We start from the raw sequence: 26,131 nt of genomic DNA, 5'->3' as shown, positions 1-26,131 counted from the left end.
GTGGGGCAGCGGCTATGAGCGACAACAGTTTCGGAGCTCGCGCCGCGTGGAAGATCGAGGACCGAGAGTTCACCATCTACCGGCTCGACAGCGTTCCGACCGCGCACCGGCTGCCCTACGGGCTCAAGGTGCTGCTGGAAAATCTGATTCGCTGCGAGGACGGCCACCGCGTCACCGCCGACCAGGTCCGCGCCCTGGCCGCGTGGAATCCGGACAAGGTCGGTGCCACCGAAATCGCGTTCTCCCCGGCCCGAGTGTTGATGCAGGACTTCACCGGGGTGCCGTGCGTGGTGGACCTCGTCGCGATGCGCGATGCGATGACCGCGCTGGGTGGCGATCCGGGCCGGATCAACCCGCTGATCCCGACCGAGCTGGTGATCGACCATTCGGTGATCGCCGACGTCTTCGCCCGGCCCGACGCCTTCGCGATCAACGCGGAACTGGAATTCACCCGCAACGTCGAGCGCTACCAGCTGCTGCGCTGGGCGCAGCAGGCCTTCGAGAACTTCGCCGTCGTGCCTCCCGACACCGGCATCTGCCACCAGGTCAACCTCGAATATCTGGCGCGGGTGGTGTTCACCCGCGACGATCCGGACGGCGGACCACCGCTGGCATACCCCGACACCCTCGTCGGCACCGACTCGCATACCCCGATGGTCAACGGACTCGGCGTACTCGGCTGGGGTGTCGGCGGCATCGAAGCCGAGGCCGCGATGCTCGGTCAGCCGATGAGCATGCTGATCCCGCAGGTTCTCGGGATCAAGCTGACCGGCGCGCTGCCGGAGGGCACCACGGCCACCGACCTGGTACTCACCGTCGCGGAGTTGTTGCGTCACACCGGTGTGGTCGGCAAGTTCGTCGAGTTCTACGGTCCCGGCGTGGCAAATGTGCCTCTGGCGAACCGCGCCACCATCGGCAACATGAGCCCCGAATACGGTTCCACCTGCGCAATTTTCCCGATCGACGCGGTCGCCCTGGACTACCTGCGGCTCACCGGTCGCCCGGAGCAGCAGATACGACTCGTCGAGGCATACGCCAAGGAGCAAGGGCTCTGGCACGACCCGGACCACGAACCCGACTACAGCCAGCGCATCGAGCTGGACCTGTCGACGGTGGAGCCGTCCATCGCCGGGCCCAAGCGTCCCCAGGACCGCATCCCGCTGGCGCGGGCCCCGCACGCCGTCGCGTCCCTGCTCGACGGCCAACCGCCCGTGCCCGCGAAGGCCGGACTGGACGAGGCCTCGGGCGAGTCGTTCCCGGCCAGCGACCCGATCGCCATCGACCACGACCGAGCCGTCGACGGACCGAACGCGCCCTGCGATTGCGGGCACGCACACCCATGGCGCTCCGCGCCACAGGAAGTGAGTTTCCCCGACGGGACGACCGCCACGGTCGATCACGGGGATGTCGTGATCGCAGCGATCACCTCGTGCACCAATACCTCCAACCCGTCGGTGATGATCGGGGCAGCACTGCTGGCGAAGAAGGCGGTGGAGAAGGGCCTGAGCGCGAAACCGTGGGTCAAGACCTCCCTGGCACCGGGTTCGCGGGTGGTCACCGACTACTACGAGCGTGCCGGGCTCACCTCCTACCTGGACAAGCTCGGATTCTCGCTGGTCGGCTACGGGTGCACCACCTGCATCGGCAACTCCGGGCCGCTGATCCCGGAAGTCAGTGCCGCCATCACCGCCGGCGATCTCACCGTGTGCTCGGTGTTGTCGGGCAACCGCAACTTCGAAGGCCGCATCCATCCGGAAACACAGATGAACTTCCTCGCCTCGCCACCGCTTGTCATCGCGTATGCGCTGGCCGGCACGATGCGTGTCAACCTGCTACGCGACCCGCTGGCCACCGCTCCCGACGGAACGCCGGTATACCTGCGCGACATTTGGCCCAGCACAGCGGAGATCGACGACGTCGTCGCCACCAACCTGCGATCGCAGATGTTCACCCGTGGCTACGCCGACGTCTACACCGGCGACGAACGCTGGCGGAATCTCGACGTCGCGGTCGGCCAGGTTTTCAACTGGGACGACGAATCAACCTACGTCCGCCGCCCACCCTACTTCGAGCACATGACCCGAGACCCCCAACCGATCGAAGACATCACCGGTGCCCGGGTATTGGCGCTGCTCGGTGACTCGGTGACCACCGATCACATCTCCCCAGCAGGAGCGATCAAACGCGACGGCCCCGCCGGAACCTATCTACAACAGCACGGCGTCGCACCGGCCGACTTCAACTCCTACGGCTCACGCCGCGGCAACCATGAAGTGATGATCCGGGGCACCTTCGCCAATATCCGGTTGCGCAACAGACTCGCCCCCGGCACCGAGGGTGGCGTCACCCGCCACCTGCCCGACGGAGAACAGATGAGCATCTTCGATGCCGCGACCGCATACGCCGCCGAATGGGTGCCGCTGCTGATCCTCGCCGGAACCGAATACGGCTCCGGCTCGTCACGAGACTGGGCCGCCAAAGGCACACTCCTTTTGGGCGTGCGGGCAGTGCTGGCCGAGTCGTTCGAGCGGATCCATCGGTCCAATTTGATCGGCATGGGCGTGCTGCCGCTGCAATTCGCCGACGGCCAATCGGTGCAGACACTCGGATTGACCGGCGAGGAAACATACTCGATCACCGGGCTCACGCAGTCCGCCACCGCACATGCGTTCCCGCGTCAGGCGATCGTCCGCGCGGTCGACAACGCCGGAAACGCAAGGGAATTCACCGCCACCGTACGCATCGATACTCCCGCAGAGGCCGCTTACTACCGCCACAGTGGCATCATGCACTACGTCCTACGCCAGTTGCTCACCGACTGAGCGCAACAGCGAGGTGTGACCACATGACGCCATGCGCCTCGTCGGCGCACCGAACCGCCGCCACCACGCGACCGCCGATCCGAGTCGAATGAGTCGGGAAAGGAGTGGGGCGATATCGGCGTTCGCACGCCGCGTCCTCGACGTGATCGACCAGATTCCGCCCGGCCGGGTGATGTCCTATGGCGCGATCGGCGACCTGGTCGGCGCCGGTCCCCGGCAAATCGGCCGGGTCATGACCGCCTGGGCCGACGAGACCCACTGGCATCGGGTCGTGCGCGCCGACGGCACGCCCGCGTCGTGCCACGCCGGCAGCGCCGCCGACCTCCTGCGCGCCGAAGGCACCCCGATGCGCGGGAGCCGGGTGGACATGACGCGCGCGCGGTGGAACGGCCCGCCCGATCACCCGGGCATCGACGGATAGCTGACTCGTGTTCCACTGACCACCGCGAAGCTTGTCATCACCGCCGGTGTCAGCTGCGCCGCACTCATGATGTGCTGTACCTCGATGCCCCGCACGAGAAGTGCGTCGGCAACGAGGCGGCGATGACAGCGCCAAAAGACAGCCTCGGCGCACATGATGGCAACGACACGTTCCGCCGCCAGCGCGACAAGTTCCTCGATCGCCTCCTCGAATGAGGGCGTCTGCATATAGTCGGCGTATCCGCGGAAGGACGTGTTGCGCCATCCGGTGTTGATCGAACATTCCGCCGGTTTGCGTAGTCCGCCAAGCCCCGGCATCGGCCGGTAGTCGATACCAGCGGCGGCCAGCGATCCCGCGAGCCGGTCGATGTGGAACTGAGGATTGTGCCGAGACTTGGGCACGGTCCGGATGTCTGCCACCACACCGATGCCGACATGCTGCAGTATCCCGATGAAGTCCGTGATGGCACGGGTGGAATGGCCGATGGTGTAAACGGTCGACATGGCCCTCCGGAGGTTGGTCATAGTGCCGTCTCGGCAACAGGTTTCATCGGACGGTGCAGTCGCGAGCTCGGCGGGGGTGTGCCGGCACTTGCGCGGAATCGTCGAGAATCTCCGAAAGGTACCGCGTGGGCGTGGCGCTCTCCTACTCAGGCTCGAACAGACAGCTCCCAGCCCCGGCACCGGAGTGCCGGCCCGTGGTGGCCTCGTACTCGCGCGGCGGGGTCGTAGTGCCCTAGCAGCTGCTGAACGTATGTCTGACGATGACGTCATGGCCTTCGATACCGACACCGGTGTCGCGGCCGTGCCGGTGGTCGCTTGTTCGGGGTTGACCAAGGATTTCGGTGGCGGCCGCGGTGTCTTCGATCTGGACTTCACGGTGGGACGCGGTGAGACGTTCGGTTTCGTCGGCCCGAACGGTGCCGGGAAGACCACGACGATCCGGCTGTTGATGGATCTGGCCCGTCCCGATCGCGGACACGCTCGCTTGTTCGGGCTCGACTCACATACCGACAGTGTCGCCATCAAGCGCCGGGTCGGCTATCTGCCGGGTGAGCTGGTGCAATGGCCGAGGGTCACCGCAGGGTACGTGCTGGGAATGCTGGCGGGCCTGCGGGGCGGAGTGGACGAGACATACCTGCACGCACTGGCCGGCAATCTGCATTTGGACCTCGGCCGCCGCTACCAGGACCTCTCGCACGGCAACAAGCAGAAACTCGGTCTGGTCCAGGCATTCATGCACAGACCGGACCTGCTCATCCTCGACGAACCCACCCTCGGACTGGATCCGTTGATGCAGCGCGTATTCCACGACATGCTCCGTAGCGCAACCGCCGCCGGCGCCACCGTGCTGCTGTCCTCGCACGTGTTGTCCGAAGTCGAATCGGTGTGTGACCGCATCGCACTCGTCCGCGACGGGCGGGTACGGCGAATAGGTTCGTTGAACGAGTTGCGCGCCAAGCGAATCCACCGCGTAGAGGCCGTGATCACCGGAGAACTGGACGTCGACGCGGTGGCCGCCGTACCCGGGGTCGCCCAACCGCGGCTCGTGGATCACCGGTTGACCTGCTCGGTGCAGGGATCGATCGGGCCGCTGTTGCAGATGCTGTCCGCTACGGGAGTCATCGAGCTCGACAGCCACGAGCAGTCACTCGAGGAGGTGTTCCTCCGTGAGTTCGACACCGCCGAGCCTGTGGCTGGTCGCTGACACCGTGCGCGCGCACCGGCGCGGGATCGTGGCATGGATCCTGGGCAGCGCGCTGGCGATGACGGCCATCGCGAGCGGATTCCGCAGTGAGACAGCCCGTTTCGCGGGCGGGGCGCGGGGCATGGCCGACAGCATGCAACCCGGGGTACAGGCGATGCGGCTGCTGCGGTGGCCCGCGGACCGCCTCGACACCCTGGGTGGTTACCTGACCTACCACAATGTCACCTTGCTCGTCCTGTTCCTCACCCTCTACAGCGCCCTACAGGGCGCTGGTGCAGTCCGCGGAGCGGAGGCCGGGCACGCGGTCGAGGTGCTGCTGTCCACCGGACAGTCCCGGTTGCGGCTGGTCCGCGATCGCGCGCTCGGGTTCGCGGCGGTGCTGGCGGTGATCGGGCTGGGACTCGGGCTGGGACTGGCCGCGGCGATGGCCGTCGGCGGCGACTCGAACGTTCCCGGTTCGCTCTCCACCGGACTCGGCTGCGCCGCATGCGCTTTCGCCGGATACGCGACCGGCGCACTGACAGGTCAGCTCGCTCCCACCCCTCGAACCGCCAGCGCGGTGGCGGCACTGATCGTGGTGGCGCTGTATTTGTACACGAACGTGTGGGAACGGTTCGGATCGCCGGCGCTGCTGCGGTTCCTCTCACCCTTCTACTACTTCACAGACTTCCGCGCTCTGGTCCCCGGCATCGGATTCGACCTGGCGTCACTGGTGGCGATCGTGGCCGGGGCAGCTTCGGTGACCGGAGTCGCGGCGTGGGTGTTCACCCGGCGCGACATCGGGTCCGCCTCGACGGAATGGCGAGCAGGTCCGACTCGGCGACCTACGCGGGTGCAACGACGACTGCTGGACCGCCTCTGGTCGGCGATTCTGGTACGCGAACGCGCCGGATTGGCACTGTGGGCGGTGGCCGCCGCGGCCGGTGTCGGGTTGATGGCCTGGCTCGAGCCCGAAGTGACCGAGATGTGGGACAAATTCGACGTGACCCGCCGCATGCTGCAAGTGGATCCGGGATTCAGCCCCGCCGACCAGTACCTCGGATACGTCGCGGAATTCACCGCACCGATCGCCGCCGCATTCGTGGTCACACAGGTCGCCGCCTGGGTGAGCGACCTCGACGAGGGCCGCACCGCAGTGCTGTTGTCGACGCCCCTCTCGCGCGCCGCCTTGATCCGCCAGCGCATCGCCGCCCTGCTCGCGGGTGTGGCCGTGGTCATCGTCGGCGCGACGGCCGGCATGCTGATCGCGATGCTCGTCGTCGGCGGCGACATCGACGCCTCGGCCATCCTGCGAGCAATGTCGGCCGTGGCGCTGTTCGCGCTGGGGCTGGCAGGTGTCGGCGCCTGGCTCGTCGCCTGGTGGCCCCGCTTCGCGGTGACCGTCCTGGCTGCCGGGTTGGGACTGTCCTACCTGCTCATGATGCTGGTTCCCATGTTCGCCTGGCCGGCATGGCTCACAAAACTGTCCGTGTTCGGCGCCATCGGCCACCCCTACCTGCAGAATCCACCGCTGGGCGGGCTGGCGTTCCTCGCTTCGCTCGCCGTCGCCGGATATCTGCTGGCTGTCGCCGGCTCGTCCCGTCCCGCAGCCACAGTCTGACAACCTTCGCCGGCCTCGCCAGCCACGTAGCTCCGGTCGTCCGCCGGTCGGCGTGCCGCCGTCTGCTACAGGAGGCTAAGTAACGCCTGTTACATTTCTCTTCGTGACAAAGAAAGAGACGGTCGCCCGATGGCTGGTTCTGCTGGTACGAGTGCCGGCGGAGCCGTCGCGGCATCGGGTGGCTGTGTGGCGTGAACTGCGCCGCGTGGGCGCACTGCAGGTCGGGCAGGGCGCATGGGTGGTGCCCGATGTTCCGGTGTTCGCCGAGGGAATCACACGGGTGATCGCGTTGGCGCAACGCGGGGAGGGTGAGGTGCTGGTGCTCGATGCCACCGGTCACGCCGACACCGACACCACCCGACTGGAGGCGATGTTCACGGGAGAACGCACAGAGGAGTGGGCCGAGTTCCTTGCCGAGTGCACCCGGTTCGATGCCGAGATCGACAAGGAGATCGCCAAGGCCAAATTCACGATGGCCGAGCTCGAGGAGGAGGAACAGAGTCTCGAACGGCTCCGGCGCTGGCATCGCGACATCAAGGCGCGCGATGTGTTCGGCGCTCCTGCGGCCGTCGTAGCCGAGCAACAACTCGAGCATTGCTCCGATCGGCTGGCCGACTATACCGAGCGGGTCTTTCGAGCCCTGCACCAGATGTGAGACCAGCCCGGGAACAGAGGAGCGCCGATGAGCCTCGATACGCGAATCTTCTACGATGTCAACGACTTTGCGCGCGATACGCCGTGGCTGCATCCGATCGTGTCCGGCTACGCCGACTACGGGGTGGTGCTGTTCGCTCTGCTGCTGACAGCCGGATGGTGGACCGCCCGCCGCGACGCCGATCCCGCCCGGATGGTGGCTGCGGTGTGGGCGCCGCTGGGCGTACTGGTCGCGCTCGCGGTCAACCAGCCGATCGCCGCCGCCGTTGACGAGACCCGGCCGTGTCATGCGTTGCACGACATCGTGATTCTGCACTGCAGTACCGATGCCGGGTTCCCCAGCGACCACGCGGTCATGGTCGGCGCGGTCACCGCCGGATTGTGGCTGGTGCACCGACGCCTCGCGGTACTCGCCGCCGTGGCCGCGGTGGTCATGGCCTTCGCTCGGGTGTACATCGCCGCGCATTACCCGCAAGACGTACTCGCCGGCCTCGCCCTCGGAGCCGTGATCGGTCTTCTCGGGTTCTACCTCGCACGACCATTACTGGCGCGGCTTGTCGCTCTTGCCGCTCGTACTCCACTGCACGTTCTGCTCACCGGCACCGAACCCGCTGGCACGCAACACGAGTCGCGATGACCGCTTTCCCCGCCGATCGACCCGACGCGAAACGAGCCCGGCTGTGGCCGTTGTACGCGGCCGGATTCGTGACCGCGTTCGGCGCGCACAGCATCGCTGCCGGGCTCGCCGGATATACGAGGCAAGAGCATGCGAGTCTGCTCACCCTCGGATTGCTACTGGCTGTGTACGACGGGGCGGAGGTACTGCTCAAACCCGTATTCGGGACGCTGGCCGACCGCGTCGGCGCACGACCCGTGCTGCTCGGCGGGTTGGCAGCGTTCACGCTCGCGTCCGCCGCATTCGCGCTGGCCGGCAATCCGGGCCTGATCGGTCTCGCCCGATTCGGTCAAGGCGCGGCCGCTGCCGCGTTCTCCCCGGCCGCCGGGGCTATGGTCGCCCGCCTGACCCCGGCCGCCGCACACGGACGTGCCTTCGGAAGCTACGGCGCGTGGAAAGGACTGGGCTACACCCTCGGCCCGCTGCTGGGCGGCGTCCTCGTCACCGTCGGGGGCTATGACCTGCTCTTCACCGCACTCGCGGCGCTCGCCGCGGTAGTGGCGGTATGGGCGGCGGTCACCGTGCCCGCCGTCGAGGTCATGCCGAAAACCCGCCGGACGGTTGTGGATTTGGCACGCCGTCTCAGCAGCGGCTCGTTCCTGCGCCCGACCGCCGCTCTGGCCGGAGCCACCGCCGCTCTCGCGGTCGGCGTCGGATTCTTACCCGCGGTCGGCGCCCGCCACGGCCTGGGCCCGCTGGCCACCGGCGCCGTGGTGTCGATACTCGCCGCCACCGCAGCGCTGGTTCAACCCCGCGTAGGACGTGCCCGCGACCGGGGACTGCTGCGGGACCGATCCGGCATGGCCGCCGGACTTCTCCTGGCCGCCGTCGGAACCTCCGCCGCCGCGCTCCTGCCCGGGGTCGCGGGCGCGGTGTGCGCCGCGGTGATCCTCGGTGCCGGTGCCGGAGTGATCACTCCCCTCGGATTCGCGCACCTGGCGGCGACGAGCCCGCCCGACCGACTCGGTCAGACCATGGGAGCCGCCGAGCTCGGCCGCGAACTCGGCGATGCGGGCGGTCCGCTTCTCGTCGGCATCGTCGCCACCGCCGCCACCCTCGGGGCCGGCCTGCTCGCTCTCGCCGCCCTCCTCGCCTGCCTCGCCGCAGCGATAATCCTTACCGCACGAAAAGCCACCCTTTCATCTCCCTGACCACTTCCGAGCCGTGCTCGCCGCACAGCAGACGCGGTCCGACCCCTGGCCGGAGCCGCATCTCGTGCACTAATCGGGGAGAGGACGTAGCCGTTGAGCCTCATCGAACAGTGATTGTTGCGCGATGCGGGCAGTAGTGAGGGCGCCCAAGGCGGTGGCGGCGAGCAGCATGTACATGACGACGATCTGGTAGCGGATCGCGGTGAGCGGGTCGACGCCGGCGAGGATGAGCCCGGTCATGGCGCCGGGCAAGCTGATCAGGCCGACCACTTTGGTGGAGTCGATCGCGGGGATCAGCGCGGTGCGCAAGGCCGAGCGACGATGCGGTGCGAACGCCTCTCGGGCCGAAAGGCCCAGGCACAGCCGGGCTTCGATGGCCGGGCGGGCATGCTGGGCGTCTTCGCGCAGACGGCGCAGGGCGATGCCGGTGGCCTGCATGGCGGCGGAGACGATCATGCCACCGACCGGGACCACGACGCGGGCTTGGGTGGAGATGATCCCGAGTGCGAGCAGCGCGCCGAGAGTGATGCCCGATCCGGTGGCCACGCCGATGGTGGCCGCGCGAGCCGCGTGCGGCAGACCCGCGCCGCGCCGTGCGGCGACTTGCCCCGCGATGACGACCATGACCAGGACCCAGCCGAGAGCGCCGGGCAACCCGGTGTGCCGGAACAGGACCAGCAAGAGCGCGCCGACCGCGACCAACTGGACACCGGCACGAGCGGCGGCGACGAGCAGTTCGCGGGTCAGATGCAGCTGCTGGCGGTAGGCGATGGCGGCAGCCATCGCCACCAGTGCCAGCGACGTCGCCACCCCGCCCCAACCGGGCACCGAAAGGCCCGCTGTCACTTCGTGTTCCGTGGTTCGAGGGGGCGGGAACTACGGGTCAGCCGCCCCTGGTGAAGCGACCAGATCGTATCGGCGACGCCGTCGACGAAGTCGGTGTCGTGGCTGACCAGCACGACGGTGCCGCCGTCGCGGGTGTGGGTACGGATAAGTTCGGCGACCGCGGTGGCGGAGTTCTTGTCGAGAGCGGAGGTCGGCTCGTCCAGCAGCAGCACTTCGGGTTCGACGGCGAGTGCGCGGGCCAGGCAGACTCGCTGGGCTTGACCGCCGGACAGCTGCGCGCATCGACGAGTGGCGAACTCCGGCCCCAACCCCAGCAGGGCCAGCAACCGCTCGAGACGCTGCGTAGCCAAATCCGCTCGGGCATACCGGATCTCCTCGGAGACGGTATCGGTGAGCAGGACGGGGTGTTGTCCGACGAGCCCGACGCGACGACGGAGGTCGAGTACGTCGAGGCTGGTGATCGGCGTGCCGTCGAGCCGGATGGTGCCACTGGTGGGTTCGGCGAGCCGGTTGAGCAGCCGCAGCAGTGTCGTCTTCCCGGCGCCGCTGGGCCCGACGACCGCCGAGCAGGCGCCACGGGCGAATTCCGCGTCGGCGTCGACGAGCACCGTGGTGGTGTCGTGGCCGGCGGTGACGCGGTCGAGGGAGATGGCAGACATGGGTTCCACAGGTTCAGCCGGTGGGCTCGAATTCCCACAGCACCGGCGTGCCGTCGGGGCCTTTCGGGATCGGTACATAGCAGTCGTGGGTAGCGGGGTCCACCGCCAGCGAGTGGGCGCCATCGGCCACATGCGCGGCGCCGACCGCGACGGTGCGGCCGTCGCGGCGGTCGAACACACTGACCCAGCCGCTTTCGGCCGCGACGTACACCCGGTGCGTGCCCGGGTCGTAGACCAGTACGTCAGGGGTCTCGCCCACCGGGTCGCGACCGGTGACGGTGCCGGTGACCAGGTCCACGGTGACCATGGCCGCCCCTGCCTCGCAGCCGACGAACATCACCCGGTCTGCCGCGTCCAGGGCTTGCCCGTGCGGATCATCACACCCCGGAGTCGGAATGCGTTGGGTAACAGTGGCTTTCGCGGGATCGATCAGCGCCAGATCGTTACGGCCGTGCACTGCGACCACCATCCGGTCGGTGACCGGGTCGTAGACGACGTTGCCGGCCTCACCATCCACTGCGGCGGTCGCGCGCACCGCACCGGTTTCGGCGTCGACGACGGTCTCGGTACCGGCGTGCTCGTTGGTCGTCCACACCGCACGGCGAACCGGGTCGTAGGCCAGCCCATCGGGGTAATCGCCGGTCGGTGCGGTGAACATCACCGCACCGGTGTCCTCGTCGATCGCGACGAGTTGATTGCGGCCGGTCGCGGTGGCGTACACGCGATGAGTGTCTCCGACCACGAGCACCCCGTGCACGTCGGGCATATCGGCAAGGGTGCGTACAACCCGATGGGCGCGCACATCGACCTCGACCACCTCCCCGGCACCCATATGGGCCACGAACAGCAACCCGCGCGCGGCATCGAGGGCGGTGTAGTCGAAACGCACCGGTCCGGCGGTCAACGACACCTGCGCGACCCGGCGCAGCGGCAGCTCACCGGGGTGCGCAGGCCCCAGCGTTGCCGAGCTCGAGCAGCCGCTCATCAGAACGGCCGCGCCCAGCAGCACCGCACATATGCGAATCGGCCGCATCAACCGTCTCTCACTCGGCGTAACCGTGGTTTCGACACTACGCCAGCCGGTGGCCAGGCCGAACCCGTCGATTCATGTGCGCGAGACGGATCGGCCACAGCGGCGTCGCGGTCGGCGAGGAAGTCGCGCCGGATGCCGAGGGGCCGGGAGAACTTCGCACCCAACCGGAGCTAGCGTGCGGGTTCGATCCGGAAGACCGGATACCGGTCCGCGATCTGCTCGAACTCACCGAGCGGGGCGGTGCGATCGATCGGAAAGTGCGGACGTGCACCGGGCGCCACAGCAAGGTAACGGCGCAGAATCGGCGCCCGCTCCCCCACCTCCACCTCGGTGAGCCGCACCTCCTCACGCCCGCGCCGGAGCAGGAACGCGCGGCCGTGCGCCGCACGAACATTGCGCACCCACCCCGCCTCCGCGCCCAGCATCGACACCAGGTACCGCTGCCCCTCGTACTCCGCGACCGCGATCGGAAGCCGCACCGGGCGCCCGGTACGCCGACCGGACACTTCCAAAGTCATGGCGTACCCAGGGGACAACACGCCCGCCGAATACATCCACTCCGAGGCCCGATTCAATACCCGGGCCAATCTCCCCGGCCGGTCACCCCGATACATCCGGCGTTTCGCCGTATACAGCAGATCCCGCACCCCGCCCATCCGATCCACCTTCCCTCGCCTGCCCCAGCGGTACGGCAAGACGGTAGCGCCTCCCGCGGGATCCCACACGAAGGGATAAGACCATCAGAGTTCGAACGCGTCTCGGCGGAGCGGGACAGTTTCAGCGCGATACCGTCGATCGCGACGCTCCAGAATATCGGCTTGCAAGCCCAGGTATCCGTGGCCACCATCGTGCGATGAATACCGAACGTTCGGCGGCCTTGGCGCGGGGCTCACGGTGTCCGCATCTCCAGCATCTTCGCGCGGACCTCGTTCTTGAGGATCTTGCCCACCTTCGAGCGAGGCAGCTCATTCCAGATCTCGATGTCCTTGGGCGCCTTCACACTTCCGATCCGTTGCTTGACGAAGGCGATGATGTCGTCGCCTGCGGTGTCGTGGCCGGCGCGGAGTTCGATTGCGGCGGTGACGCGTTCGCCCCACTTGGCATCGGGGAGGCCGACCACCGCCGAATCCTTGACCGCGGGATGTGCCGACAGGGCCTGCTCCACTTCCGCCGAATAGACGTTGAACCCGCCGGTGATGATCATGTCCTTCGCACGGTCGACCACGAACAGGAAGCCGTCGTCGTCCAGATAACCGATATCACCCGTGTGATGCCATCCGAAGGCGCTGACCTCCGCTGTCGCCGTGGGGTTTTCGTGATAGCCGTCCATCACCAGCGGTCCGCGGACGACGATCTCGCCGCGCTCTCCGCGCGGAAGCAGTGTGCCCGTCGCGTCCATGATGGCGACGGTGGTCAACGGCGTCGGCCGGCCCGCCGACGTGAGACGCTCGGTCGCCACCGATCCGTCCGGGCGGAAGTGGTCGGCCGGTGCCAGCGTGGCGATCATGTTCGGGGCCTCGGTCTGCCCGAACAGCTGACCGAGAACGGGTCCGATCCGATGCAGGGCCTCTTCGAGCCGGGTCGGCGACATGGGAGCCGCGCCGTACCACAGGCAGCGCAGTGATCCGAGGTCGCGGCTGTCGAGGTCAGGATGGTCGAGGACGCCGTAGACAACGGTCGGCGGGAGGAAGGCGTGGGTAATGCGATGCCGCTCGATCGACGCGAGGAATTCGCCGATGTCGGGCGCCGGCATGATCACGACTTCGCCGCCGAGGCTCAGAATCGGAAAGGTCAGCACGCCGGCGGAATGCGTCAATGGCGCGAGCGCGAGGTAGCGCGGCCGGTCGCCGAACGGGTAGCTCATCAACGTCAGCGCCGTCGAGGTCATCATGTTGTCCTCGGTGAGCCGCACACCCTTCGGCCGCCCCGTGGTGCCACCGGTGCCGGCCAGCATGCACAGGCCGCCCTCCGGCCGGCGCGTCTCGTCGGGTTGCGCGAGATGCTCGGCGAGCCAGTCGTCGTAGCGCATCGCCCACTCGAATTCGCCGTCGAGACAGACGAGCCATTCCAGGCGGGGCAGGTGGCCGCGGATCCGGTCGACGAGCCCGGCGAACTTCTCCTGGAAGAACAGCAGCCGGCATCCGAACAGGTCGAAAAGCTGGCGGTTCTCGTCGGCCTCGTTGCGGGGATTGACCGGGCACCACACCGCGCCCGCCCGCGATATGCCGAATACGCAGGTGAGCGCGAGGGGGTCGTTGGCCGACAGCACCGCCACCCGGTCGCCTGCCTCGATACCGGTGTGCTGCAGCGCACCCGCGATGCGGACGGATCGATCCTGGACCTCGCCGTAGCTGGCGGTCACGCCGCCGGTCGTGAGGCAGGGTTCCCCACGACCGAGCGACGCACCTTTGTCGAGATAATCTGCGAGACGCATCGTGGACCTCAGCGGTGCACGCTGACGATGGGATCGAGCACGAGCCCGAACGCGCGTAGCGTCCCGAGCAGTTCCCGGTGCCCGAAAGCCTGACAGCTGGAAGCGAATCCGACGCGCCGCGGTGGGCCCTGCAGCAGTTCGGCGGCGGCGTGCGCGTTGAGCAGGGCCGTCTGCTTGTAGTTGCAGTTGCCGTGGATCACGCAGTGTGCGCGCCCGAGCGGACCGGAGGCGTACACCGAGTCCAAAGAGGTGTTGATCCGGGGGTTCTCCCGCGGCGGCATCTCGCTGCGAATCGCTGCCGACTGCTCGTCGATGATCCGGTACTTCTCCTCCTCCGACTTACCTTCCATCTGCTGCAACGCCGCGGCCACCAACACCGGAACACCCTGCATCAGTGGACGATTGAACACGCCACCCAGCGCGCGGGCGTTGGCGACGCGTGGATCGTTCTTGAACCACACCGGGTGTGAGGTGCCGCCCCAGGGCAGCGCCAGGCCGAGTTCGTGCTGTCCCGGCACGCTGACGGTGTAGAGCCCCTCCTCGGGAGGCCATTCGACGTACTCGTTCTGTTCCAGGTAGTACGCCTTGGCGAAGGCCGCGTTGGTGAGGATGGTGTTGGTCGAGGCCACGGTGGGATGGCCCTTCCAGAACACCTGGATGTCGAGGGTGTCGAGGCCGGGATTCTCCAGGCAGATGTTCGCGGCGATCTCACCGATCGAGTACATCTGCGCAAGGCCGGGCGTGAGAAGCAGTCCGCGCGAGGCGAAGTCGGCGCTGTACCGGTCTTGCGCGTCGATCATCCAGTTCTGCTCACCGTTGGTGTCGGTGTAGTGGGCGCCGATCTCCAAGCAGGCTTGCACTACTTCGTGGCCGTAGCGAGCGAAGGGACCGACGGTGTTGAGCACGACATCCGCGCCTCGGAATGCCTCGGCCAGTGCGGCGGTGGTGTGCTCGACCTCGACGATCTCGTGGTCGACGGTGTCGATGCCCGGCACGGCCTCGACGGCGGCCTTGACGCGACCGTGGTCGCGACCGGCGGCGAGGAACGGAATGTTGTACTCGCGCAAATACTCACAGATAAGACGACCGGTGTAACCGGAGGCACCGTAGACGACGACGCGCTTGTCGGTGGGCATGGCTGGACTCCTCTGAAGGTGGGGGGTGTCGGTGAAAGCTGTTGCGACGGTCGACGATCCGGGCTACATCCCCATGCCTCCGTCGACGGGGAGGCCCGCTCCGGTGATGAATTTCGCCGCGTCCGAGACGAGGAATACGACGGCGTCGGCCATATCGTCGACCTGGCCGAGGCGGCCGAGCGGCGTGAGCTCGGCGACGGCTTGCGCGGCGGCCTCGGGAGAGGGGAAGAGCCCGAGTTCGGCGCAGTCGACGGCGAGTTTGTTGCCCATGGCGGTCGGGGTCAGCGCCGGGTAGATGCAGTTGACCCGCACCCCGTAGCCGAGTTTGCCGGATTCGGCCGCGGCGACCCTGGTGAGGCGGTCGATGCCGGATTTGGTCGCCGAGTACATGCTGATGCCCGGGAACGCGATCGTCGCCGCCACCGACGCGATGTTGACCACCGCTCCCCCGTTGCCCGCCACACCTCCAGGGCGCATGGCGCGAAAGGCGTGCTTGATACCGAGGGCGGTGCCCAGCAGGTTGATCTCCATCATCTTCGATGTCGCTACGGGGTCGAGATCGACCAGCAGGTTCGTGACCTCGACGCCCGCGTTGTTGACGACGATGTCCAGTCCGCCCAGCGCCTGCACCGTGGTGGTGGTCGCGGCCTCCCACGCGGCGTCGTCGGTGACGTCGAACGCGATGAATTCGGCTTTCGCCCCTGCCTTCCGCAGCGCCTCGACGGCTTGCCGGCCGCCCTCGACGTCGATGTCGCCGATCGCCACCGAGGCGCCCGCCGCCGCGAGCGCTCGAGCCATGCCGGCCCCCAGGCCCTGTGCCCCACCGGTCACCAGTGCGGTGCGTCCGGCCAGGTTGTAGCTCGTCATATCGATACCTCTTCGTCGAGATCCGCAAGCGTCGCGAACTTGCGAGCGTGATGTGGGAGACAGTCATCAGTCGATGTGTCGCAGGCCACAGTAGACAGAAATCTTGACACTCGTCAAGACTTTTCTTGACAGACGTCAAGACTTCCTTGGACACTCGTCAAAAGGTCACCGCACGGGCACCGCTACACTCACAGGACAGATATGACGTGACCCGGACAGGACTCAACGTGACGCAGGTCGCCGACCCCAAAACCCGCGTGGAAGAACGCGCCCGCGACAAGTTCCAGGCGCGGCGCAACGAGCTGGCCAGGGCCACTCTGCACACGCTGGCCGAACTCGGTTACGCGCGCACGAGCCTGCGCGAGATCGCACAGAATTCCGAGTACTCGCACGGCGTACTGCACTACTACTTCACCGACAAACTCGACCTGATCGCCCACGCCGTACGCCAATACGAGGCCGTCTGCGTCACCCGCTACGACGAGGTCTGCGCGGCGGCCGAGAGTGCCGAGCAGCTGCGTACCGAGTTCGCCGCGACCTTCTTCGGGACCCTCCAGGCCGACGCGGCGATACACCGGCTCTGGTACGACCTGCGCAACCAGAGCCTGTTCGACGACTCGTTCCGCGCCGACGTCCTCGACATCGAGGCCCGCCGGGAGGAGATGATCTGGCGGGTCGTCTCACGCTACTGCGAACTTTCCGGCACGGAATCGGCGCTGACGCCCGCCACTGCCTACGTCACCATCGACGGGATCTTTCAGCGCACACTGCTGCACCACATCGCCGGCCGCGCAGCCGAAATCGACCGAGCCCGCGACCAGCTCGACGCGGTTTTCGCCCTACTGAGCGCACCGACCGGCCGAAACCGGAACGACGCGCCCTCACCACCGAAGTGAGACGGAACCGGCAATCCCACACTCCCCCGATCTCCGAATGAAGTAGCGCTCTGCGAGCCGAAAGGTTCTCGGTCCGTTGCGCTTTCGAGGGCGTGGGGGCCGGTTGTCATGGTTGGACGAAGAACTCGCGGAGAGAGGGGGCGACGGCGGTGGGGTTGCCGCCGCCGTTGGTCTGGCTGGGGTCGGCGGGTGAGCCGTGGTCCAGGCCGGGCAGCGTCACGCGCCGGTTGTGCGGGAGGGTGGCGGCGAGGTCGTCGAGGGCGGGCATGAGGAAGCGCGGGCCCTTCTTCGTACCGGACATCAACAGCACGTCCTGGTCGATGTTCGCGAAAGTGGTTAGGCTGCCTGCCATTTGGCCCAGAATGACGCAATCCCAGCGCAGAGTGGGGGCGAGCGCGCGCATGGTCACGTCGCCGGGGCCGGATTTCTTGTCCTCGGCGGACATGGCCTTGTCGGTGAGGGCGGCGAGCAGGCCGCGGGGCATGACACGCATCGCCGCGGGGGCCAGATCGAAGCCGTACATGCAGGTGATCAGGGCCGCGCCGACCTTACCGGCGGCCATTTCCCGGTCGAAGCGGGGCAGCCAGTCGGTGTAGCGGGTCTCGTCGGCGCGTAGCAGGGCGGGCTCATAGAGGGCGATCTTGCGGATCTGCGGCAGACTGCGGGCCGCCTCCAGAACGATCAGGCCACTGGAGCTGATGCCGAAGACCATGTCGGCGCCGGATTTCTGCACGACGGCGGCGAGATCGCTGACCTCCGTGCGGATTCCGTGGTCGGGCCGATGCGGCCCCGAGGCGCCGCGGCCACGACGGTCGGGCAGGTAGACGGTGAATTCGTCGGCCAGGGCCAGGGCGAGGCCGGTCAGGCTGCGCCCGGACTGGTTGCTGCCGTGCAGCAGGACCAGCGCCGGTCCGCGTCCGACGCGCAGATAGCCGATACGGGTGCCGTCCTCGGAGCGGACGGCACCGGGGGTCAATTCGGTGGCGAGCGAAGCGTTCATGTCTCGATAGCGTCACAGAGACTAGTGTCTTTGCAACTAGTTTTACTAGTTTCTTCGAAACTAGTTTCCTGGGCGCTTTCCATGTCGTGGATTCAGCAGACCTACCAGGAAAACCCGGCGCCGACACGAGCCGCACACCGTGATCGCGGACAGGTGTCGCGACTAAGTTGCCGATATGGCTCTCGCGCTCGACCCACCCGTGGTCGCCTCCGCGACCGACACCGGCCTGATCCTCGACGTCGTCGGCATCACCATCGCCGACCCCCTCGGCCGCGGCGAACCCCACCTGCGACTACGCGACGGCACCACGATCGCACTGCCTGTACCGCTGCGCGACTGGGCGATGACGATGCTCGTCACCCACCACCACCGCGCCGGTGACGAAGTCCCGATCTTCCCTTGCCGCATCGAGTTCGGCGTCCGCGACGGCCACATGTACGCCCGACCCCTATCCCCCGCCGAGAACCACGACGCGCAGTAGCGGGATCGACGCCACCCACGGTCCGATCGCCGCCACGGCGGCAGCGTTGCGCGGCGGCTCGTTCGTCACCGCCCAGCGTCCGGTTCAGCCGTGGACTCGCGATGCGCCGATCCGGTCGATACGGGCGCGCCCCCACGCTCCGAGCGGTGCCAAGGCGGCATTCAGCGCCGAACCCAGTTCGGTGAGTTCGTATTCCACGCGCGGCGGAACCTCCGGGAAGACGTTGCGGGTGATGATGTCGTCTTCCTCGAGTTCGCGCAGATGCTGGATGAGCATCTTCTCCGAGACACCGGGCAGTCCGCGGCGGAGTTCCCCGAAGCGGCGGACGCCGTGTGCTTCCAGCTCCCACAGGATGAGCGGTTTCCACTTGCCGCCGAGCACGTCCATGGCGGCGTCGATGCCGCAGAAGTATGGTCCGGATCTCTTCGCGCCCATCGGCACCCTCGCTACCTGTTCACACACCTGCTGGTAAGTACCCGACCGAATAGTAGGTACTTGTCGAATGAACGGCCTTGCCGCAGGGTTGATTCCAGCGCGCTGACCACAACGTTTCCCAGTTTCCAAGGAGTTGATCCGCAATGGCGGCACAGACGACAGTGACGGTTCTCGGGCTCGGCGCGATGGGCCGCGCACTGGCCGCGGCGTTCGTGCGAGGCGGCCACCCGACAACGGTATGGAACCGGACCGCGGGCAAGGATGCCGACCTGATCGCCTCCGGCGCCACCCCCGCATCCTCGATCATCGACGCGGTGCGGGCGAGCGATGTCATCGTGACCGTGCTGCTCGACCACGCCTCCGTCCATGCCACGTTGGAACCGGTTGCCGGACAGCTACGGGGGCGGCAGCTGATCAATCTCACCAGTACCGCACCCGAGGAGGCCCGGGAGCTGGCCCGCTGGGCCGCCGCTCACGGCGTCGACCATCTCGACGGCGGCATCATGGCGGTCCCGCAGATGATCGGCGGGCCGGGCTCGTCGGTTCTCTACAGCGGGTCCCGCGCGGTATTCGACGCGCATCGCGAAGCTCTCCAATTGCTCGGCACCGCAGAGTATTTCGGTGCGGACGCCGGTCTCGCCTCGCTGTACGACTTCGCCCTGCTGGCCGGGATGTACACGATGTTCACCGGATTTCTGCATGGTGCGGCCATGGTCGCCTCGGCCGGGCAGTCGGTCGCGGCGTTCTCCGATCGGGCCGCCGCATGGGTCAGTGCCATGTCGCAATCGCTGCCCGAGTACGGACGGATCATCGAATCCGGGGATTACACCACCGATCGGCAACATCTGGCCTTCCAGAAGGCGGCGCTGGACGCGATCGTGCGCGCCAGCCGCGATGCCGGCGTCGCCCTCGACATGGTCGCGCCGGTCAAGAATCTGATCGACCGCCAGGTCGCCGATGGGCACGGGGCACTGGCGTTCGCGCGAACCTTCGAAGAACTGCGATGAAATGGCTCGGCGGCGAGCTACTCAGTGGGTTCGCGCCGGCGACAGGCGCGCGATCTGGTTCCGGAAGCTTTCCCGAAGAGCGGCTTCTGTGAAATCCGAACGGGCGGCGGGATCTCTGGCGACTCTGCTCTCCCAATGGAGACGAGCATCGTTCTTGGAGATCCTCTTCGCTCCATGCCCGGGAAGGGCCCGGTACGCGCCGGGTTGAGGGACGGGGCGGTGCATGAATGCCCAGCCGCCAGTCCAATCGATCCGCAACTGCAGGCGCGCACCGGGATAGAAGTCGAGGAGCCACCCTCGTCCGGTCAGCAGTGATCGCTCGAGGGACGGGACCTGCCGCGCGCGGCAGGTCGCCGCGATTTCAGGCGCGAGGCGGTCGAGGGCGACGATCACGTCCTGCCATGTCACAGGCGCGTCCGTCTCCGGCGCAGACTTGTTCGATTCCGGCTCTGCTTCCGGTGTCTGCCAGCGAATCCGCTGTCCGATCCCCACGGATGAACAGGTTCGCACGACTACCACATTCCTGCAAGCGAGCAGGCTCGAAGTGGGGGTCATGGAATAGGCCGGAGGCACATTGCCTGTTGATGGTCACGCAGAACGGCACAGCCCGAGGCGCGTCGCGTAGACGGCCGCGGCGGTCCGGTTGGACGATCCCGTGTGGCGCAGGATCGCCTCCACGTGGGTGGCGACCGTCGATGTGCCGATCCGCAGGGTGCGGGCGATCTCGGTGTTGGCCGCACCGTGCGAAAGCAGTTCCAGCACTTCGAGTTCCCGCAGCGTCAGTCCCGCCGGCGGCGGCACGGACCGATGCCGGACGAGGGTGCCACCGCGCACCGCGTCCAGGCGGACCTCGTGCACTTGCGCGCCGTGGATCACCGTCACCGCCGCAGGCCGGTCACGACCGATCAGAGCGGCGGCCAGGTCCGTGCGGGCGCCCGCGGTCAAGGGGCGTGGGGTGCCGTCGCGATCGATGAGCAGGGCCTCCTCGCCCGCGCCGATCGCGATGGCGCCGCCGTTCGTCGGGCGCAGCGGATCGACCGCGGCGGCGAGCGCATCGGAGACCAGGGTGGTCAGTGGCAGGGTGTGCTCGTCGAGCGGGGTGTAGGTACTCAGGTTCAGCAAGCCGAGGTAGCGGCCGTGCGGGGAGTACAGGCAGTGGCTGAGCCCGTCGCGAAAGCCGTTGCGCCGGATGACGTCGAAGACGACGCCGCGCCGTCGCCGCCCGTCCACGTCGTGCAGCAGTACCGGGAGTCTGGTCTCGCGCAGTTCGTCGTACAGCTCCATGGCCGGCATGGCGTCGTTGATCAGGTCCAGCGTCGGGGTGCTGTAGCCGAAATTGGTGTAGGTGGTGTGCTCGCCGGTCACCGGGTCCGGGATCGACAGCGCGGCATGGTCGTAGGGCACCACGCGGCGCAGCGCGAACAGCAGACGGCCTGCCTGCTGTTTGAGGGGTTCGCCCCCGGGTGATCCGGCCGCCGCGTCCCGGAGTTCGAGCGCGGCGGCGAGACGCGCACGCACCGCCGACTCGCTCATGCGGTCATGGTAGGTGCGCGGCTAGCGACTTGTCCGCGATTGCGCCTCCGCAATTCTGCCGATACGCGCCGTGATGTTCGCTCCTACCCTTCGCCCATCCTGCCCGCGAAGCACGAGGAGAAAATCGCATGGATGTCGCCGAATACGCCGCACACGATGCCACCGGCCTGGCGGAGCTGATCCGCGACGGTCAGGTCAGCGCGGCCGAGGTCTGGAGGGCCGCCGCGACCGCCCTGGACGCGGTCGAGCCCGAACTGGCCGCCGTGGCGGGCGAGCGCTTCGACAAACCGCTCGACTACGACGAGTCCGGTCCGTTCGCCGGTGTGCCGTTCGCGCTCAAGGACCTCATCGCACACGCGGGCGGGGTGCCGAGCCGCAGCGGCAGCAGGCTGTTCGGTGCGGGTGTCGCCCACCCGGAGGACACCCATCTGGTGGCGCGGTTCCGCCGCGCTGGCCTGGCGATCGGCGCGATCACCCGCAGCCCGGAGTTCGGGTTCAATGCCACCACCGAAGCCCTCGCCTACGGCGGACCGAGCCGCAACCCCTGGGCCACCGACTGCAGCCCCGGCGGTTCCAGCGGCGCCTCGGCGGCGCTGGTCGCCGGCGGCGCGCTGCCGATGGCGCACGCCAACGACGGCGGCGGTTCGATCCGCATCCCCGCCGCCGCGTGCGGTGTGGTCGGCCTCAAGCCGAGCCGAGGGCGGACCACACCCGGCCCGGACTTCGCCGACCCGCTGCTGGGGCTCGGCATCGAATTCGCCGTCACCCGCACCGTGCGCGACAGCGCGCGGCTGCTCGACGCGGTGCACGGCGCCGAGCCCGGCGATCGCTACCTGCTGCCCGGCCCGGTGCGCAGCTACGCCGAGCACGCCGCCGCCGGTTCGCGCCCACTGCGAATCGCCGTCACCGCGACCCCGATGGACGCCGGTCGCGCCGTCGACCCGGAATGCGTGGCCGCGGTAAAGCGCGTAGCCGAGCGATTGGCCGAGATGGGGCACATCGTCGAGGAGGCCGCGCCCGAACTCGATGTGGCGGCCTTCGACAAGGCCAACCTCGACGCGTGGTGCAGTTTCCTCGCCGACGCCATCCTGGGTGCCTCGGCGCAGCTGGGCGTGCAGGCGACCCGGGAGCACCTGGAGGCGACCACACTGGCGTGCGTCGAATACGGAAAGACGCTGTCCGCCTTCGACATCTACGCCGCCGACCGGGTGTTCAACCAGACCACCCGCGCGGTTGCCGGCTTCCTCACCCGCTACGACGTGCTGCTGACGCCCACGACCAGCGCGCCACCGATCCCGCTGGGTCACCTCGACGCCGACGACGCCTCGCTGAGCGCCCGCGAATGGTACGACCGCATCTTCGACTACGGCAGCTTCACCGCGCTGTTCAACGTCACCGGCATGCCCGCCATCTCGCTGCCGCTGGCCGAATCCGCGGCGGGGTTGCCGATCGGAGTCCAGTTCGCCGGCCGCCACGGCGACGAGGCCACGCTGCTGGCGCTGGCCGGGGATCTCGAGCGCGCCATGCCGTGGGCGGACCGCCGTCCGGCCGTGTACGCGGGGCGGTAGCAATCACGGCAGCTGACCAATTTCAGTGGACAGTCATACACTGAATGAGTGAGCGATCGGCAGGAGGAGATCGAGGCGCTCGCCCGATTGGCCGGCGATGAACTAGGCGGTGCCGTCGATGGGATCGCCGCAGTACATCGCGCCGTCTCCGATCACGTTTTCGCTGCCGTGCGGTTGGGGGTCGGCCCGGCCGCACGTCCGGCGCAGGTGGTACACGACACCATCGCCGACAACGTGTACCGGATCGTCAGCGGTTCCGCGGTGGCGGCGGGCACGCTCGCCGGACATGCCGCGACGTTCTCCGAGGTGCCCACCCCGTCGCGCACGGTTTTCGGCTCCGGCTTGCTCGCGGCCCTGCAGGGGTTGATCGGCGACACTCTCGCCCAGCAGCGGCCGATTCTGGCCGCGCCCATGGCATTTCGGTCCGACGGCGACCCGGTGGAGCCGGAACGGCTCGTGGAGCACATCACGAACCCGAGCAGTCGAGTCGTGATCTTCCTGCACGGTCTCGCGGAAACCGAACACGCGTGGCGTCTCGGCGGCAGACCGACCTACGCCGAACGACTCGAGGCCGATCTCGGCTGCACATCCCTTCAGGTGCGATACAACAGCGGTCTGCACATTTCCGAGAACGCCCAGCAACTGAACGACCTGTTACAGCGCCTCGCCGAGCACTGGCCGGTCGAGATCGAACAGTTGTCGCTGGTCGGCCATTCGATGGGCGGGCTCATCGCCCGCAGCGCGTGTTTCGACGCCGCCGAGCAGCGACGTTCCTGGGTACGGCACGTGCGCCAGCTGGTCTGCCTCGGGTCACCTCATCTGGGAGCACCGCTCGAGCAGATCGTCCATTACCTCTCCGCAGCACTGGTCCGCGTCCCGGAGACCCGCCCCTTCGGACGGCTCCTACGCCGCCGCAGTGCGGGCATCCGCGATCTGCGCGATGGTTCACTCGTCGATCAGGACTGGGACGGCGTGGACGCGGATGCGTTGCGCCGCAAAGCGATCCGCGAGATCCCACTCCTCGAGGGCGCCGATCACTACTTCGTCACCGCGACCATAACCCGCAGCCCGCGAAATCCCCTGGGCCACTTGATCGGGGACGGTCTGGTGCTGACCACGAGCGGTTCGGGCCGGAATCGCGCCCGCCGGATAGGTTTCGACGACGACAACGGCCTGCACCTACCCGGCGCGAATCATTTCACGCTACTCAATCACGAGGCAGTCTATGAGGCATTGACCCACTGGCTGCGCGGCGAGCGCGAACAGAAGTCGCTTCGCCCAGGCTGACCCCGCCCGTTCGACCGATCACGCGTCATGTCCCACATCGGGATTCGGCTCCCGTTGTTCGGACACGATCCAGCGACCGGTTGCCGGAACCGCGCACAGGATGAGGATCAGCAGGCTCACCGCGATCGGCATGTACAAGAGGGCGAAGCCTCTGTTGACAAGTTGCACCACGCTCCCGACCAGCGCCGCCCCCGACGCGAGGATCAACAGGACTCGGCCCGTCCTCATGTACATCAGCAGCAGGAATCCTCCGACAACCCAGGCCGGTCCGATGACAGCGGCGACGATGCCCATGGCGACCAGGTCCGAGGATGGGCTGATCTCGGTCGGCGCTTCGCGGGCCTGGTCCTCGATTCCGGCGATCGTGTAGAGAAGCCACAGGATTCCGGCGATGCCGGCGAGCAGGCCTACTATCAGCGCTGTGATGGCTGCGGCGATGGCCGTCGCACCATGCGGCCCAAACGACTCCGGGTTTGCCTGCGGATCTCTCACACCACCGCCCCCTCATCGTTTCGGGTGAGACTACCTCGCGGTGCCGAGAGCTGGAGAGGTCGTCTCACCCGCCTTGCGTCATCCTCCATAGGAATTGCATCGCGACGAGACCGCAGCCATCAGCCGACAGGCTGGTGGCTGCGGAGTCGTGGACCGGTGTGCACGGGAAGGTGTTCGTATCCGTGCAGCGTGAAGAGCGGGCGACGGGTGGGCGCGTCGGTCGATCGCAGGTCCGGGAAAGTCTCGAAAAGGGCTCGCAGGGCATGCGCCGCTTCCATCCGTGCCAGATTGGCGCCCAGGCACACATGGATACCGCTACTGAATGACAGGTGATTGCTGGCATTGTTCCTGGTGATGTCGAAACGGGCCGGCTCGGTGAACACAGCGGGGTCACGGTTCGCGCCGGCCAATGAGAGCACCACGGTCGAACCCGCACGAAGTCGGATACCGCCGATCTCCAGCGTTGTACGGGTGGTGCGGGCGGTGCTTTGCACCGGCGGATCGATCCGCAGGATTTCCTCGACCGCGTTGGGCCACAGCTCCGGTTCGGCGCGCAATCGACTCAACTGATCGGGGTGACGCAGCAGCCAGGTGATGCCCTTGCCGATCAAGTTGACCGTTGTTTCGAAACCCGCAGCCATCAGCAGCGTCGCCGAGGCGCACAGTTCATGGGTGGACAGATCGCTTCCGGTGACAAGGTTGCTGAGGATATCGTCGCCGGGTTCGGCGCGGAGGCGGTCGATGTGCTCCACGAGATAGTGGTGCACTCGCTCCGAGGATTCCATCGCCCGCTGATGTGTGTGCCAGGAGATCCCCAGGTCGAGCAACGGACTGATGTCGTCGCCCCAGCGCAGGAACATCTCGCGGTCGGCATCCGGGAAGCCGAGTATTTCGGAGATGATGGCGATGGGCACCCGTGCGGCGTACTGCGCCACCAGATCGGCGGGCCCGTCGTCGGGGAGCACTGCGAGCAGTTCCTCTGTAACGGTCTCGATTCTCTCGCGCAGCCGGGCGATGGCACGCGGTGTGAAGGCCGCGGTCACCGGTTTGCGCATCCGCGTGTGTTCGGGCTGGTCGATCACCAGCATCGACGGAGGATCCACCGGGTTGGGCGGCACGGACCGGCGGTGCAGGACGCGCCGTACGAGGCGCGGCGCGAACACCGCCGGTACGCCTGCACCGAAACGCTTGTCGCGCAGTATTTCTCGGGCCATATCGTGATCGAAGGTGATCCACACCGGACAGGCCCGGATCAATCCGCCCTTTCCGCGCATCTTCTCGATCAGGGCGTACGGGTTTTCTATCCCCTCCGCGCTGCCGATCAATTGCGCGAATAGATCACCGCGACGAAGCTGCACCTTCTTGAACAGGAGGATCACCCCGTGATTGTTGACCCACCGATACAGGTACTGCGGCTTCATCGAGC

At 67.5% G+C, this 26,131-nt stretch carries 26 protein-coding genes; 12 read left to right on the top strand and 14 right to left on the bottom strand.

Annotation, left to right across the window (positions count from 1 at the left end):
• Positions 1-14 precede the first annotated feature (14 nt).
• Both ACPCUW_RS31220 and ACPCUW_RS31215 read left to right on the top strand, forming a co-directional pair.
• The gene (locus ACPCUW_RS31220) at positions 15-2,822 is read left to right on the top strand and encodes an aconitate hydratase (protein WP_423428804.1); all 2,808 of its coding nucleotides are present in this window, start codon (positions 15-17) and stop codon (positions 2,820-2,822) included.
• 88 nt (positions 2,823-2,910) lie between these two features.
• The gene (locus ACPCUW_RS31215; RefSeq protein WP_063013485.1) at positions 2,911-3,243 is read left to right on the top strand and encodes an MGMT family protein; all 333 of its coding nucleotides are present in this window, start codon (positions 2,911-2,913) and stop codon (positions 3,241-3,243) included.
• Here the strand turns inward: ACPCUW_RS31215 and ACPCUW_RS31210 are convergent.
• Positions 3,222-3,746 (bottom strand): DUF488 family protein, encoded by a 525-nt coding sequence (locus ACPCUW_RS31210; RefSeq protein WP_423428802.1) that lies wholly within the window; start codon positions 3,744-3,746, stop codon positions 3,222-3,224. The genes ACPCUW_RS31215 and ACPCUW_RS31210 overlap by 22 nt on opposite strands.
• Positions 3,747-4,014: 268 nt before the next feature.
• Here ACPCUW_RS31210 and ACPCUW_RS31205 point away from each other — a divergent pair, with 268 nt between their 5' ends.
• From ACPCUW_RS31205 to ACPCUW_RS31185, 5 genes are all read left to right on the top strand, one after another.
• A complete protein-coding gene (locus ACPCUW_RS31205) occupies positions 4,015-4,950 on the top strand; it encodes an ATP-binding cassette domain-containing protein (RefSeq protein ID WP_423428800.1) in 936 nt (311 codons plus the stop codon).
• The gene (locus ACPCUW_RS31200) at positions 4,913-6,550 is read left to right on the top strand and encodes an ABC transporter permease subunit (RefSeq protein WP_423428799.1); all 1,638 of its coding nucleotides are present in this window, start codon (positions 4,913-4,915) and stop codon (positions 6,548-6,550) included. The genes ACPCUW_RS31205 and ACPCUW_RS31200 overlap by 38 nt, the downstream gene beginning before the upstream one ends.
• A 103-nt stretch (positions 6,551-6,653) precedes the next feature.
• Positions 6,654-7,205 (top strand): Chromate resistance protein ChrB, encoded by a 552-nt coding sequence (locus ACPCUW_RS31195; RefSeq protein ID WP_423428797.1) that lies wholly within the window; start codon positions 6,654-6,656, stop codon positions 7,203-7,205.
• Between the two features lie 27 nt (positions 7,206-7,232).
• Positions 7,233-7,841, top strand: a complete 609-nt coding sequence (locus tag ACPCUW_RS31190; RefSeq protein WP_423428796.1) for a phosphatase PAP2 family protein — start codon at positions 7,233-7,235, stop codon at positions 7,839-7,841.
• Positions 7,838-9,031: an MFS transporter gene (locus tag ACPCUW_RS31185; RefSeq protein ID WP_423428795.1), complete on the top strand. Its 1,194-nt coding sequence runs from the start codon at positions 7,838-7,840 to the stop codon at positions 9,029-9,031. The genes ACPCUW_RS31190 and ACPCUW_RS31185 overlap by 4 nt, the downstream gene beginning before the upstream one ends.
• Before the next feature lie 69 nt (positions 9,032-9,100).
• Here ACPCUW_RS31185 and ACPCUW_RS31180 read toward each other — a convergent pair whose 3' ends face one another.
• The 7 genes from ACPCUW_RS31180 to ACPCUW_RS31150 all read right to left on the bottom strand — a co-directional run bounded on the left by ACPCUW_RS31180 (position 9,101) and on the right by ACPCUW_RS31150 (position 16,006).
• Positions 9,101-9,877, bottom strand: coding sequence for an ABC transporter permease (locus ACPCUW_RS31180; RefSeq protein WP_423428794.1), 777 nt, complete (start codon positions 9,875-9,877; stop codon positions 9,101-9,103).
• A complete protein-coding gene (locus ACPCUW_RS31175) occupies positions 9,874-10,536 on the bottom strand; it encodes an ABC transporter ATP-binding protein (RefSeq protein WP_423428792.1) in 663 nt (220 codons plus the stop codon). The genes ACPCUW_RS31180 and ACPCUW_RS31175 overlap by 4 nt, the downstream gene beginning before the upstream one ends.
• 13 nt (positions 10,537-10,549) lie before the next feature.
• Positions 10,550-11,569, bottom strand: a complete 1,020-nt coding sequence (locus ACPCUW_RS31170) for a YncE family protein (RefSeq protein ID WP_423428791.1) — start codon at positions 11,567-11,569, stop codon at positions 10,550-10,552.
• A gap of 170 nt (positions 11,570-11,739) precedes the next feature.
• On the bottom strand, positions 11,740-12,225 hold the full coding sequence (locus ACPCUW_RS31165) for a nitroreductase/quinone reductase family protein (protein WP_423428789.1): 486 nt from the start codon (positions 12,223-12,225) through the stop codon (positions 11,740-11,742).
• Positions 12,226-12,458: 233 nt separating this feature from the next.
• Positions 12,459-14,003, bottom strand: a complete 1,545-nt coding sequence (locus ACPCUW_RS31160; RefSeq protein ID WP_423428788.1) for an AMP-binding protein — start codon at positions 14,001-14,003, stop codon at positions 12,459-12,461.
• 8 nt (positions 14,004-14,011) lie between these two features.
• Positions 14,012-15,139 (bottom strand): DUF5938 domain-containing protein, encoded by a 1,128-nt coding sequence (locus tag ACPCUW_RS31155; RefSeq protein WP_195075821.1) that lies wholly within the window; start codon positions 15,137-15,139, stop codon positions 14,012-14,014.
• Between the two features lie 63 nt (positions 15,140-15,202).
• Positions 15,203-16,006, bottom strand: a complete 804-nt coding sequence (locus tag ACPCUW_RS31150; RefSeq protein WP_030518069.1) for an SDR family NAD(P)-dependent oxidoreductase — start codon at positions 16,004-16,006, stop codon at positions 15,203-15,205.
• Between the two features lie 227 nt (positions 16,007-16,233).
• On the opposite strand from ACPCUW_RS31150, the gene ACPCUW_RS31145 reads away from it, so the two are divergent.
• Positions 16,234-16,902 carry a TetR/AcrR family transcriptional regulator gene (locus ACPCUW_RS31145; protein WP_423428834.1) on the top strand — a complete coding sequence of 223 codons (669 nt, stop codon included), beginning with the start codon at positions 16,234-16,236 and terminating at the stop codon, positions 16,900-16,902.
• A gap of 106 nt (positions 16,903-17,008) precedes the next feature.
• Here the strand turns inward: ACPCUW_RS31145 and ACPCUW_RS31140 are convergent, their stop codons facing one another.
• Positions 17,009-17,902 carry an alpha/beta fold hydrolase gene (locus ACPCUW_RS31140; protein WP_423428785.1) on the bottom strand — a complete coding sequence of 298 codons (894 nt, stop codon included), beginning with the start codon at positions 17,900-17,902 and terminating at the stop codon, positions 17,009-17,011.
• Positions 17,903-18,077: 175 nt separating this feature from the next.
• On the opposite strand from ACPCUW_RS31140, the gene ACPCUW_RS31135 reads away from it, so the two are divergent.
• Positions 18,078-18,383, top strand: coding sequence for a hypothetical protein (locus tag ACPCUW_RS31135; protein WP_423428784.1), 306 nt, complete (start codon positions 18,078-18,080; stop codon positions 18,381-18,383).
• Positions 18,384-18,467: 84 nt separating this feature from the next.
• On the opposite strand, the gene ACPCUW_RS31130 is transcribed toward ACPCUW_RS31135, so the two are convergent.
• A complete protein-coding gene (locus ACPCUW_RS31130; RefSeq protein ID WP_030518073.1) occupies positions 18,468-18,818 on the bottom strand; it encodes a winged helix-turn-helix transcriptional regulator in 351 nt (116 codons plus the stop codon).
• Between the two features lie 143 nt (positions 18,819-18,961).
• Between ACPCUW_RS31130 and ACPCUW_RS31125 the strand changes: the two genes are divergently transcribed.
• Complete coding sequence (locus tag ACPCUW_RS31125; protein ID WP_423428783.1) at positions 18,962-19,825, top strand: NAD(P)-dependent oxidoreductase; 864 nt, start codon at positions 18,962-18,964, stop codon at positions 19,823-19,825.
• A 21-nt stretch (positions 19,826-19,846) separates the two neighbouring features.
• Here ACPCUW_RS31125 and ACPCUW_RS31120 read toward each other — a convergent pair whose 3' ends face one another.
• Positions 19,847-20,317, bottom strand: a complete 471-nt coding sequence (locus tag ACPCUW_RS31120; RefSeq protein WP_156511323.1) for a hypothetical protein — start codon at positions 20,315-20,317, stop codon at positions 19,847-19,849.
• Between the two features lie 96 nt (positions 20,318-20,413).
• On the bottom strand, positions 20,414-21,358 hold the full coding sequence (locus ACPCUW_RS31115; RefSeq protein ID WP_423428782.1) for a LuxR C-terminal-related transcriptional regulator: 945 nt from the start codon (positions 21,356-21,358) through the stop codon (positions 20,414-20,416).
• Positions 21,359-21,486: 128 nt separating this feature from the next.
• Between ACPCUW_RS31115 and ACPCUW_RS31110 the strand changes: the two genes are divergently transcribed.
• Together ACPCUW_RS31110 and ACPCUW_RS31105 are read left to right on the top strand one after the other, a co-directional pair.
• Positions 21,487-22,926, top strand: a complete 1,440-nt coding sequence (locus ACPCUW_RS31110) for an amidase (RefSeq protein ID WP_423428780.1) — start codon at positions 21,487-21,489, stop codon at positions 22,924-22,926.
• Positions 22,927-22,974: 48 nt separating this feature from the next.
• A complete protein-coding gene (locus tag ACPCUW_RS31105) occupies positions 22,975-24,213 on the top strand; it encodes an esterase/lipase family protein (RefSeq protein WP_064909613.1) in 1,239 nt (412 codons plus the stop codon).
• Between the two features lie 18 nt (positions 24,214-24,231).
• Here the strand turns inward: ACPCUW_RS31105 and ACPCUW_RS31100 are convergent, their stop codons facing one another.
• Both ACPCUW_RS31100 and ACPCUW_RS31095 read right to left on the bottom strand, forming a co-directional pair.
• On the bottom strand, positions 24,232-24,705 hold the full coding sequence (locus ACPCUW_RS31100; RefSeq protein WP_423428778.1) for a hypothetical protein: 474 nt from the start codon (positions 24,703-24,705) through the stop codon (positions 24,232-24,234).
• Positions 24,706-24,824: 119 nt separating this feature from the next.
• On the bottom strand, positions 24,825-26,126 hold the full coding sequence (locus tag ACPCUW_RS31095; protein ID WP_423428776.1) for a cytochrome P450: 1,302 nt from the start codon (positions 26,124-26,126) through the stop codon (positions 24,825-24,827).
• Between the last annotated feature and the right edge of the window lie 5 nt (positions 26,127-26,131).

This window comes from Nocardia sp. AB354, from assembly GCF_049538315.1.
GTDB lineage: Bacteria > Actinomycetota > Actinomycetes > Mycobacteriales > Mycobacteriaceae > Nocardia > Nocardia nova.
This window is presented reverse-complemented; position numbering and strand designations above follow the sequence as displayed.

Excerpts from the sequence above, each read along its gene's own strand:
- ACPCUW_RS31220 (WP_423428804.1), top strand. The coding sequence starts at position 15 with ATGAGCGACAACAGTTTCGGAGCTCGCGCCGCGTGGAAGATCGAGGAC.
- ACPCUW_RS31215 (WP_063013485.1), top strand. The coding sequence starts at position 2,911 with ATGAGTCGGGAAAGGAGTGGGGCGATATCGGCGTTCGCACGCCGCGTC.
- ACPCUW_RS31210 (WP_423428802.1), bottom strand. The coding sequence starts at position 3,746 with ATGTCGACCGTTTACACCATCGGCCATTCCACCCGTGCCATCACGGAC.
- ACPCUW_RS31205 (WP_423428800.1), top strand. The coding sequence starts at position 4,015 with ATGGCCTTCGATACCGACACCGGTGTCGCGGCCGTGCCGGTGGTCGCT.
- ACPCUW_RS31190 (WP_423428796.1), top strand. The coding sequence starts at position 7,233 with ATGAGCCTCGATACGCGAATCTTCTACGATGTCAACGACTTTGCGCGC.
- ACPCUW_RS31185 (WP_423428795.1), top strand. The coding sequence starts at position 7,838 with ATGACCGCTTTCCCCGCCGATCGACCCGACGCGAAACGAGCCCGGCTG.
- ACPCUW_RS31175 (WP_423428792.1), bottom strand. The coding sequence starts at position 10,536 with ATGTCTGCCATCTCCCTCGACCGCGTCACCGCCGGCCACGACACCACC.
- ACPCUW_RS31170 (WP_423428791.1), bottom strand. The coding sequence starts at position 11,569 with ATGCGGCCGATTCGCATATGTGCGGTGCTGCTGGGCGCGGCCGTTCTG.
- ACPCUW_RS31165 (WP_423428789.1), bottom strand. The coding sequence starts at position 12,225 with ATGGGCGGGGTGCGGGATCTGCTGTATACGGCGAAACGCCGGATGTAT.
- ACPCUW_RS31160 (WP_423428788.1), bottom strand. The coding sequence starts at position 14,003 with ATGCGTCTCGCAGATTATCTCGACAAAGGTGCGTCGCTCGGTCGTGGG.
- ACPCUW_RS31155 (WP_195075821.1), bottom strand. The coding sequence starts at position 15,139 with ATGCCCACCGACAAGCGCGTCGTCGTCTACGGTGCCTCCGGTTACACC.
- ACPCUW_RS31150 (WP_030518069.1), bottom strand. The coding sequence starts at position 16,006 with ATGACGAGCTACAACCTGGCCGGACGCACCGCACTGGTGACCGGTGGG.
- ACPCUW_RS31140 (WP_423428785.1), bottom strand. The coding sequence starts at position 17,902 with ATGAACGCTTCGCTCGCCACCGAATTGACCCCCGGTGCCGTCCGCTCC.
- ACPCUW_RS31135 (WP_423428784.1), top strand. The coding sequence starts at position 18,078 with ATGGCTCTCGCGCTCGACCCACCCGTGGTCGCCTCCGCGACCGACACC.
- ACPCUW_RS31130 (WP_030518073.1), bottom strand. The coding sequence starts at position 18,818 with ATGGGCGCGAAGAGATCCGGACCATACTTCTGCGGCATCGACGCCGCC.
- ACPCUW_RS31125 (WP_423428783.1), top strand. The coding sequence starts at position 18,962 with ATGGCGGCACAGACGACAGTGACGGTTCTCGGGCTCGGCGCGATGGGC.
- ACPCUW_RS31115 (WP_423428782.1), bottom strand. The coding sequence starts at position 21,358 with ATGAGCGAGTCGGCGGTGCGTGCGCGTCTCGCCGCCGCGCTCGAACTC.
- ACPCUW_RS31110 (WP_423428780.1), top strand. The coding sequence starts at position 21,487 with ATGGATGTCGCCGAATACGCCGCACACGATGCCACCGGCCTGGCGGAG.
- ACPCUW_RS31095 (WP_423428776.1), bottom strand. The coding sequence starts at position 26,126 with ATGAAGCCGCAGTACCTGTATCGGTGGGTCAACAATCACGGGGTGATC.